The 10,694-nt window shown below is 40.0% G+C and carries 8 protein-coding genes and 2 pseudogenes; 7 read left to right on the forward strand and 3 right to left on the reverse strand.

The window, feature by feature from the left end:
* The first annotated feature begins 127 nt into the window (after positions 1-127).
* The 7 genes from V7K89_RS28075 to V7K89_RS28105 all read left to right on the forward strand — a co-directional run bounded on the left by V7K89_RS28075 (position 128) and on the right by V7K89_RS28105 (position 5,825).
* Complete coding sequence (locus tag V7K89_RS28075; RefSeq protein ID WP_335193099.1) at positions 128-418, forward strand: hypothetical protein; 291 nt, start codon at positions 128-130, stop codon at positions 416-418.
* A gap of 138 nt (positions 419-556) precedes the next feature.
* A complete protein-coding gene (locus V7K89_RS28080) occupies positions 557-1,639 on the forward strand; it encodes a glycosyl transferase (protein WP_335193101.1) in 1,083 nt (360 codons plus the stop codon).
* A gap of 535 nt (positions 1,640-2,174) precedes the next feature.
* Entirely contained in the window at positions 2,175-2,588 is a 414-nt protein-coding gene (locus tag V7K89_RS28085; RefSeq protein WP_335193103.1) for a secondary thiamine-phosphate synthase enzyme YjbQ, read from the forward strand.
* A 296-nt stretch (positions 2,589-2,884) separates the two neighbouring features.
* A complete protein-coding gene (locus V7K89_RS28090) occupies positions 2,885-3,634 on the forward strand; it encodes a hypothetical protein (RefSeq protein WP_335193105.1) in 750 nt (249 codons plus the stop codon).
* A 28-nt stretch (positions 3,635-3,662) separates the two neighbouring features.
* The gene (locus tag V7K89_RS28095; protein ID WP_335193107.1) at positions 3,663-4,451 is read left to right on the forward strand and encodes a Nif3-like dinuclear metal center hexameric protein; all 789 of its coding nucleotides are present in this window, start codon (positions 3,663-3,665) and stop codon (positions 4,449-4,451) included.
* A gap of 269 nt (positions 4,452-4,720) precedes the next feature.
* Positions 4,721-4,939, forward strand: a complete 219-nt coding sequence (locus V7K89_RS28100; protein ID WP_335193109.1) for a hypothetical protein — start codon at positions 4,721-4,723, stop codon at positions 4,937-4,939.
* Positions 4,940-5,513: 574 nt separating this feature from the next.
* On the forward strand, positions 5,514-5,825 hold the full coding sequence (locus V7K89_RS28105) for a DUF6679 family protein (RefSeq protein WP_335052101.1): 312 nt from the start codon (positions 5,514-5,516) through the stop codon (positions 5,823-5,825).
* 64 nt (positions 5,826-5,889) lie between these two features.
* Here V7K89_RS28105 and V7K89_RS28110 read toward each other — a convergent pair whose 3' ends face one another.
* The 3 genes and pseudogenes from V7K89_RS28110 to V7K89_RS28120 all read right to left on the reverse strand — a co-directional run.
* The gene (locus V7K89_RS28110) at positions 5,890-7,560 is read right to left on the reverse strand and encodes an MBL fold metallo-hydrolase (RefSeq protein ID WP_335193111.1); all 1,671 of its coding nucleotides are present in this window, start codon (positions 7,558-7,560) and stop codon (positions 5,890-5,892) included.
* A 642-nt stretch (positions 7,561-8,202) separates the two neighbouring features.
* Positions 8,203-8,675: pseudogene (locus V7K89_RS28115) on the reverse strand (DUF29 domain-containing protein).
* A 158-nt stretch (positions 8,676-8,833) separates the two neighbouring features.
* Positions 8,834-10,603, reverse strand: a pseudogene (locus V7K89_RS28120) (NACHT domain-containing protein); the annotation flags it as partial.
* Positions 10,604-10,694: the final 91 nt, after the last annotated feature.

Consider the following 10,694-nt stretch of genomic DNA (forward strand, 5'->3'; position numbering starts at 1 on the left):
GGCAAATTAACCAAACCAATTATTGCATCTATTGCCCGAAGGCAATATATTTTAGAGGCACTATCTGTAGCCAGCTTTTAGAGAATTGGTATAATATATTATGTACTCTACAAATTAGGTGCTTTTTATGACTAAAACAGAAAATATTGCTAAACATTACATCCTTTTTATTTCTTCTTCTAAAAATCAAGGATATAAACCTTCGATAGTTGAAACTGAAAGACACAACTATCTAGGTAAACATCTATACACCTTTCACACCAAAGGCTATCCTGATTTAGAAGCTATTAAAAATCGTAGCAATGAAGAACTTATTCGTTATCTAAATAATGAAGGTTTTGAGGATGTAGAGTTTTACGAATTAGAAGGATGGATAGGGTTTGAACGAGCTGATGCCCCACTGAGATTTCTTCAATAACTCTCAGTTATATTTTGAAATTAAATTATTTCCAATTCTATAATAACGCTGTGATATCGCTCTATCACTTACATTTAATAATGAGTTTCCCGCATTCATGTATTCCTATGATTTTAACTCCTAACTCCTAACATTAAAATGGAACGCCCAATTTTATATATAGCCATAACTAACCACGGTTTTGGTCACGCTACTCGCACGGCTTCTGTAGCCGCAACTATTCAAAAATTATGTCCAGAAATTCTGCTAATTTTGGTGAGTACTGCCCCACGCTGGCTGCTAGAGTGCTATATAGAAGGCGATTTTATTTATCGTCCCCGTGCATTTGATTTGGGTGTGGTGCAAACGGATAGTTTGACAATGGATAAAGTAGCGACTTTAGAAAAGTTGCTAGATATTAAGAAGCATCAAAATTCGCTGATTGCCTCAGAAGTGAATTTTATCCGCCAAAATCGCGTTAATCTTATCTTAGCAGATATTCCCTTTCTCGCTCCTGGGTTTGCCAAAGCTGCAAATATTCCCTGCTGGATGATGAGTAACTTTGGCTGGGACTTTATCTACCGGGATTGGGGAGGTGAATTTACCGCAGTTGCAGACTGGATTAGTGATTGGTATTCAAAGTGCGATCGCCTATTTCGTCTCCCTTTCCACGAAGCAATGCCAGCTTTTAACAATATCACAGATGTCGGCTTAACAGGCGGTTCCCCCCGTTACTCTGCTGATGATTTACGTTATCTTTGGGGAATAACTGCACCAATCGAAAAAACTATTTTGTTGACCTTTGGTGGGTTGGGTTTACAGCAAATTCCTTATGATAACCTACAGCGATTTCCAGATTGGCAATTTATCGTATTCGATCAATCTGCCCCTAATTTACCTAATTTAGTGAAAATTAATGACCACAAATACCGCCCTGTGGATTTTATGCCTATTTGTGGGCGAGTCGTCTCTAAACCTGGTTACAGTACTTTTTCTGAAGCCACAATACTAGAAGTACCAATTGTCACCATACCGCGTGAAGACTTTGCCGAAGCAACTATTATCGTAAAAGGTATAACTGATTATAATCAACATCAAATTATTACTCCATCGGAATTTTTTCAAGGTACTTGGAATTTTCTTTATGAGTTACCTCAACCACCAAAGCAATCTCAACCAATTGCTAAGGATGGTAATGAAGCGATCGCTAAAGCTGTTCTCAATTATTTACACACAAAATAAAGTTATATAGAGAAACATAAGTTAATAAGATAATCTCCCATAATAGGTAAAAAACTCTATAATTAACCGCCCATAATCTGCGTTTAATCATTGAAAAGTATACTTAATAACGTTTATATCGATATTTTATTTATTAAAAACACTGCTTTACTAGGTTTTGTAATCATATCTAGATGAATTACAATATTTAGTATTTTTAGTATATTATAAATATTATTACTATTTTTTCAAATTATGCTAATTGTACTGGTTTTATTAGATTAACACGCAAATTTTTTTTTCAGCCTAAACCTAGAAAATGACGAACTTCAAAATAAATATTTTAATTTCTATCTTTTAGAATATCAATCATAGATGTTAGTTAACTTGAGAGAGACTTATAATAAAAATCAGAAGTGAGTAGAGGATACATTTCAATCCTTGAGATATGCTACTTTTGTAATTGCTGGAATCACCTTTGCTGTCTTGTTACATTAAGTAACAGTTTATTTCATTCCCAAAATACAAATACTATCATCAATAATTGCTGTTTTAAATGACTCACTACCAAAAGTTACTAAAAATTTCCACCACTGGCAAATCTTTTTACAACATCACTACACAAATTGCAGCCGCAGTTGCCGAATCGGGGGTTGAAACTGGTCTTTGTACTTTATTTTTGCGCCATACTTCAGCCAGTTTAGTGATCCAAGAAAATGCCGATCCTGATGTTCTTGTGGATCTAGCTAATTTTATGGCAAAACTTGTCCCAGAATCGGGTAGATACATTCACGACGCAGAAGGGGCCGATGATATGCCAGCACACATCCGTACTGCACTTACTCACACTTCTGAACATATCCCTATTAATCGTGGTCACTTGGTACTGGGAACTTGGCAAGGAATTTATATTTGGGAACACCGCCAACGCAATCATTCCAGAGAATTGGTTGTTCACATATCTGGATAGCGAATTCTCAAGTTTTATCTGAGATGCAGTTTTGTAGAGTTTAAATACTCTGGTTATACCGTCTACATTTTGGGTATAATCTCTTAAACTTGCGCTGATTGAAACGGATTAAATAAATTGTGTGGTGATAATTTTCTCATCAAAATTATTAAGCTAAAAACTAACTAAATACACATTCAAAAATTCATGTAAATTTGTAAATTTAAAAGTTAAGTTTATTTATGATTATTAAACAGTATATTTAAGGCAATATACACTAGTATTTAGTCTAAGCTGTCTGGGCTATTTCTATTACTATGAAGCAAGAACTAACGCCAACTCATACATTTAAACTTATTGATGAAATACTTGCCCAGCAGTCTGTGAATTTACTGTCACTTAGTCCCCAAAAAACATCAATTACCAGCTTTGCAGAATTAGAAAGTTTGATTGCAGAACAAAATACTAATATTCAAATTATCGCAACAATTCAAGCAACTCTTGAAAACATAGTCTGTACTCAGTTGCAAAACTTCCCAGAAAACATCTTTTGGGATTTTGATTTTCTGGTAAGTAGTATGCTTAGACAAGCTTTAAATGCTGATGAGGGCGCTATTGTGTTCTTAAAGGTTTTTGGTGAAAAGATGATTTGTCTAACAGAGATGTTTGGAAATAAAACGGAAATGCGCTTCCGTTATGTTCATGATTTTATGTATGGGTTTGAGTGGGCAAGATGGGTACAAAAAGAACCACAAAAACGTGCAGATATAGAGCCTTTTAGCCTATTGTTTTTAGATTATTTGCTTATCAAAGGTAAAGAACTTTTACAACGTATTAATCATGGTCAGATCGTATCTTATAAACTGTGTGATACGGGCTACCGTAACCCCTTCACCTTTTCTCGCGAACCAGAAGATGAATACCGTCTGCTAACTTATCTTGCTGAAGAACAACTAATTCCAGTAGCAGTATGGAACTGGAATGCTAGCCCTGTATGGAACAAACCTTTTCAGGAAATGCGCCAGCAATTAGCATTAAAATTAAATATTAAACCACAGAAACGCTGATTAGCAATTAAAAATTGCTTAAATAATTATGAAAATTGCTGATTTAATTACTTGGTTTGAAGCATGGGCAAATCCTGCTTGGTGTGAAAGCTGGGATAATTGTGGCTGGCAAATTGAGCCAGGTATTTTGCAGGAAAAAACACGGGTTTTGGTGTGTTTGACACCGACTTTGGCGGTAATGCAGGAAGCGATCGCTCTAAATGCTAATCTGATATTCGCCCATCACCCATTGATTTTTAATCCTCTCAAATCTTTACGCACTGGTGAAGCGATCGCCGAAATGGTAAGGTTAGCCTTTACCCATAATATTGGTATTTACACTGCTCATACAAATTTTGATCAAGTGCAAGACGGGACTGCTGACGTGTTAGCTCAGATTTTAGAACTCAAAGAAGTTACTCCCATAGAACTTACACAAGCAGGATTAGGATATGGTCGTGTTGGTTTGCTAAAGCCATTTCTAACACTACAGGAATTACTTGCAACTATTCAAACCCGACTTTCTCCTCCTAATTTGATTTTTTCTCCAAGTGCTGATTTACAGCAAACAATTTCACGAGTTGCTGTTTTGGGTGGTTCGGGGGCTAGTTACATTTCAGCCGTCACCAAAACAGGTGCCCAAGCTTATCTGACTTCTGATTGTAAATTCCATCAGTTTCAAGAAAGCCGCGATCGCAATCTCATTTTAATTGATGCTGGACATTACGCTACTGAACGTCCGGCTTGCGATCGCTTGGTGCAAAAATTCCAATCTTTAAACTTAGACTGGGTGCAATTAAGTCAAAAAGATGAAGATTTCCGCCAGTTTTTTGCTTGATTGCTGATGTTTCATTAGATTTTGTCGATGCTTTTTGAAAAAATTGTTGTATTTTAATTTTGTTAAAGTATCAGCTTTTCAACATTGATGCTGAAAATTCCTGTGCCCTTTTATCTGTGTATATTAAAGTATCGAAAACTCATGTTGTGATATAAATCACTGATTAAGCGTAATACTAATCACACAGTATTAATGTTTCATATCAATTAGCAAGAAAGGAAAATGTTCCACACTAGACTTAATAATTTGCTCACTCTGCCCTAATCAAGATGATTCGCACAATTATTGCATCCGCTTTCCAAACTGGATATCTTAGTGTTGAATCTGAAGGTTTACTCCAGCAGGTGCTAGCCACTAAATGCTATCAATCAGAGGATTTGCCAGACCTTGCAGCCCTATACGATGCAGTTCGCGCCGGAAAAATTAAACGAGAAGCATCCTCATCGAACGTGCTTATAGAATTTCCTTTACCACATAAATTCTCCTGAGACTTATGGAGTAGAATTTTCTCATGGTCTTTTCCCTCTACCTCCTCCCTTACTCTGTTGCCTTTTTTCAGATTTTTGCCTGAAAAACTCAAAACTATTTGGGTGTTGTTGTTGAAAAGCATCAAGGTCAGCAAGAGAATGAGTTAAGATCAGATACAAGTGGGTAAAAGTAAAGCTAAGTCCCCGGACTTCCCAGTAATGCCAATGATTAAAAGTAGGCAAGTTAAACAACCGCAATCAACGATTGTTTTCGAGTATTCTTTATTACATAATGGTAAGAATGACTCACCAACAAATATAAACCTGGTTAGGACAGGTACCGAATTGTTTGACTTCTATTGAAGCAGACATTCCCTAAAATAAGCCAAAGAGAGATTGAATTCATTGTTAGAGCATTTGATTTATGACCCCATATTATCCTGATATTTTGACAACTAAAAGCAAATCTTGGGATTGGGTGATGAAGCGTACTTGTTCTGAAAGTGAAATTAACCTCTTAAAGGTGTAATGTAATGGGGTAGAACCCAGATTTTGACAGGTTTAACTACGTTGTTTAAAAAGGCAGAAACAATACATGCTACACCGCAAGATTTATCAACTGTGTTGCGATGGGCGCGAGGTATGTGTTTTCTTGCGGGACCAGCAACGCTGGATTGAACGCGCCCGCATCATAGACATAGAGGGAGATTTAGTGACCCTACGCTATGAAACAGAAGAAGAGGACGAAGTTTGCTCTTGGGAAGAAATGGTTCGCCTAGAGAGCATTGGTGCTGTAACGCAAAAATTGGCTTCAGTACCACGCGGTAATGTAGAACCTCTGATGACTGAAGATTGTCCCGAAGCAGAACGCATTCACAACCGTTACAATGACTCGAATCCAGAATAAATAATCAGTGCTGAGTGCTGAGTATCGAGTGCTGAGTAATAAATCCTAACTCAGGATTCAGAGCTCAGGACTCAGGACTAGATAAACCTTCAAAGGCAGGACAGTAACCTTCAAGAGTTACCTTAAAGTTATACAACGGGGAAGCTGGGTTCCAACACCGCTGCCCCCTTTGATGTCGGCAAGTACCACAACAGTCTACATCTGCCCATGTATAGCGATCGCTGTTTTGGTTGAGCAGTTCTCGTTGAGACAATCCCCTTAATACTAATTCTTCCCCTTGCCAACGAGCTTCGATTAAACCAGTATCGGCAAATTGCTGCCAACGCTGATCGGCAGTAATCACATTCGGTAGGGTGATTGTGATTACTGTTCCTAACTCTGTCAGTTCGCCTTCATAGTTAGTTTCTGGTGCTGCCGGTTGTAAAAATGTGTCACCGATGGGCAGTTCTACTAAGGTATTAGCTGCTGGAGAATGTACGTGGTAGCGGTTTTGCAACTCCTCTAAGCTAGTCAGGTCTGCCAAGTAGGCAGGGGAACCGTGGACAAAAATCACGTGCTGCGGTCGCAGATTATGAATTAGCTGCGTAGTACCAGGGCCATCGCTATGTTGAGCTAAGAGATAAGTTTCAAGAGTGGTGGGCGCTAAATATTCTTTGTTAACTTTTATATCAATTTTTTCTGGTAGGAGAATCAGCCAAGGCCCAGTGTCTAGTTGGCAGTGTTCGCCTAAATCAGATGTCGAGTCGGTGAGGACAATACAAGGTGACTTACCTACACTGGGACGATGTTCTGGTTGTAGACGACGCACGCGGGGACGTACCCGTTCATCCCAAAACAAGGGTTGATGGCGGGCGAAGTTCTGTACTGATGAGGGGAGATGGGGTAGCAGTTCAAGATATGCATCACATCCAGTGGCGACAGCACCATCTACCCAAATATCTAAATCTCGTCCGGTGAAGTGGTGATGCGATCGCAAAAGCATTAATAATTCTTGACCTAATCCTAAAGCTGGGGTAGGAAGAATTACAGAACAATTGTCAGCGATCGCTCGATTAATTCGCTCGGCTAATTGATTTTCTTGGTTGCGGCGATGGGGATGACGGGATGTGCCATAACTACCTTCAATGATTAGCACATCCAAGTCTAAACCCCGCAGTTCCTCTAAACGCAAACCTTCTACTAGTCGGGAGTTTGATAAGAAAAAGTCCCCTGTGTACAGTAGCTTGTAAGTCCGCTGCCGGGTGGTGTAGGTGAGAAGAATTGCCACTGCTCCTGGTAAATGCCCTGCGGGAAATAATTCTGCCACCAAACCATCTTGGAATTCCACAGGCGATCGCAATGGCAAGGCATGACAAAATTGGGAAATTTCCTTCGGATCTTCCTCTACCCAATTCAGTGGTAGTAATTTGCTAGTTACCTCACTACCATAAATAGGTAACTTTGGAAAAGTTTTATGCAGCGCCAGTAAGCCTTTAGCGTGATCTGGGTGGGCATGACTAATCAAAACTAAATCTGCTGGTGGGGGCGAACTACTTCCACGTATCGACTTATTAAGCCCCTTAGCCAGCGATGAAATATCCTCCAAACCACAGTCTAAGAGAATGCGGTGTGGCCCCATTTTCACCAATAAACATATGCCCTCATTATCATGCTGGACACTATAGGGCAAACATTCTAATTCACTACCCGCTTCCGCAGCATCTACGCGAGAGGATGCTGATAGATTATCCCTCATGCTCTCCTCCCCTCAAACCTCATCATCATGAACATATCTCAAAAGCCAAAAGTTACACAAATTTTGCTTTTGTGACTTAGGGGTAAGTTTTATCGTGCGCCCCTACACCCTGAGAATACGGACGGATTTTTGATTGGGGAGGACGCCTACACCGAATCCGCACTGTTTGGAAAGGTGGGCTAACGAGAAGCTATCAAATTAGTAACTCAAGGAGTTTGCCTCTGGTTTCTTTTCCGTTTACAAGTTTTGAGCGCTCTTAACCAACTTACCCTCCGGGAAGTTGATCGAGCGTCTACAAATTTATCTCAATGTGCGGAGCCATTGCCATGATAGTTATCTGAATCATAGAATCCATTCTTCGTGCCAAAAAATAAGCACGAAAGCGTAAATATAACTGTTAATCCAGCTAGAATCAACTTTACATCCATTGTTTGCTGCCCTTTACTTAAAGACTTTCCTATATTAATGTTAGTGCTTCCGCAATCAAACGCAATCACTAGAAAATCTTTACTATGCTTATATGGATTGGGCTATAGGTAAATTTACCACAATCAGTCACGATTGTAGAACCTTTCGGTCAAGCTGTCTATCCATCTAGATGTAAAGTAAGGCAATATGACAACGAGCAATCGTCTACAGCCCTTAAAAATCCTCATCTAAAATCTGCTCAATCGAAAAAGGACAAACGGTGGGATATTCACTTTCTTAAGGTATCGGAATTCCAAACTTAGCCAGTTTAGCTTCCTTAATGGCTAACTTTCGAGTATCTGGGTAGGCTTTTTCTACAGCTTCAACTAGAAAACTTTTTAGAGAAGGAGTATCTGCCAAATTATTCAGAACTCGCTGACGATGTTCCAGTATTGAGCTATACCAGCTTCCTTTCATGCTATTGGGTACATCATAGCCAAGCCGTAATTTGAGTAAATGCGCTAATAAAATTGTCAGATTGCTTTTGTCAGATTGCTTTTGAGCGCATTTTTCTCTGCCTTACCCAAATCAACTAGCTCCTCAATCAAATGCTCAATATCCAAAGCCTCAAATTCATGATTTTTTAACTGTTAAATGGTTTGCTCAATCCATAATTGTAAATCGCGATCGTATAGCGGGTTAGGCATTTCTCAAATTAACTCCTAACTATTCAACATTCCAGCTAGCCGGGAAGTTTATTCGCTCATAAGAGGAAAGCGATCGCACATTGAAACAGAGACAAGGTAGATGAGGGAGACAAGGAGAATAAATCATGCCCAATGCCCAATGCCCCATGCCCCATGCCCTATCTTGTTCGTAACAACTGCACAAAGGTATTACTCACCGTATTATCTTTAGTATCAGCGGCGTATTGAATCAATTCTTCCCGCAGTTTTTTGGCTGCATCTATCTCAAGTAAGGTTGCTAGTAAGAAATAAACACCACGAAATCGGGGATCGCCCATTCTATCAACTAGTAGTCCTTCGGCGGCATCAGTTTCGCCGAGAAAGTTTTGCACTAAAAAGAAATCCATGATTTTATCGTGGCGGAAATACCATTCTTTCTGGGCTTCACCTTTTTTATCTTGCCACTGACGGCTGACTACCATTTTGTATTTCTCGTCTGACAAAGACATAGCAACTTGGAAAAATTCATCGGCGGGTAAGGCTTGTTTGTCTTCGAGTCGCATTTCGTAGACGGCGGCTGAGAATTTCTTTAAGGGAAATTCTTGATTCCATTCTTTGAGGTATTCTGCCGCCATTAAATTGTATTGCTGTTGTTGCAGGTGAAACAAGTTAGGGTGTTTGCCTTGTGATAACATCAGCGCTACCACAGTTAGATCCATTGGATTGGAAAGAATTCGGCGGACAGCATCTAACTCTTCTTTAACTTGTTGTTGGAAGACTTCTGTTAAATAATCAGTGCAGGCTTTGGCGTAATCAGCACCTTGAACTTGGGCATCTTGGGGTAGTCGCGGCTGACGGGATATCAAAAATTCTTGAATTTGTTTTTGCTCAAGGGGCTGCAATTTATATATCTTGGCTGTTGAGGGTGGTGTCCACTCTAGGGGCTGGGTAGTCATGATAATGTTGCCCCGGAAATAGCTTTCGACAAACTGGCAGATTTTAGCGCGTGTTTCGGCGGTGACTTCGTTGAGTCCGTCGATGCAGATATCTATCGCACCACTGTAAATTAGGTTTTTCAGGAAGCCAGCATCTTGGGCTTGGCCGTGTAGCTTGTCTTGGATGGCTTCAATTACGCCTTTATGACATTTCTGGGCGGGGAGATAAACGACAATGCGCTGGGAGTTTTTCAATAGATGGCGGAGAAACATCGACTTGCCTAAGCCGGAATCTCCTTCTAAGATAATTTGTCCTTGAATACTGGGTAAGGCTGCGGTAATTGGCAGGATGTCTCCTGAGACGGGAACTTTGACTTGAGATTCTGGGAAGTATGATTGGTCATGAAAATTATCTAAGCCGGCATCGGCTAATAGGGAAGGTTTGAAGGGTTCAAATAATTTGCGCCGGAAGGGGGGAAACCAGGTGAGGAGAAAGCCGACATAGCCGACGCCGAGAATCCGGCGTACCCAAGGGTTCCAGAAGAAGATGGCTTGGACTTGGGGAAATTTGGGGTAGGCGAAGATCAGGGCAAGCCAAAAGGCAATGTGAGCAATGATGATGTTTTTGGCTTTGAAAAACCACTGCCAATATTCCAGATGATTAATTACTGACTGCACCGCATTCGCATCAGTGGGGTAGACTTTTTTAAGGTTGCTGTAATGGCTTTGCAGTAAATTAATATCTTGCCATTTCCACGGAACGTTTTTGTTAGCGGCAACTTCGGAAATTTGCTTGGCTAAGTCGTTGTGTAAGCGTTCTAGTCCTTGGCTGTTATTCCAAGTTTGCAGAAATAGATTGAGAGTTTTGACACCTTCATCATGTAGGGGTTTGTCAGGAGTTGCTTGAGGAGAGCCGAGCCATTTCAATAGAGTTTTCACTTCCTCAGTGCCACCGCCCAGGAAATAGGTTAGAAAACGCCATTTTAAGTATTCTGAATCACCAGGCTCATAAATATAGCGGTTCTCAGTTGGGTGCAATATAGTAACAGCAGTGGGTGAACCATCCAATAATGTCTTTTTTAGTTACCGCATTCAGAGCATTTGT

This window comes from Nostoc sp., from assembly GCF_036917515.1.
Lineage (GTDB): Bacteria > Cyanobacteriota > Cyanobacteriia > Cyanobacteriales > Nostocaceae > Nostoc.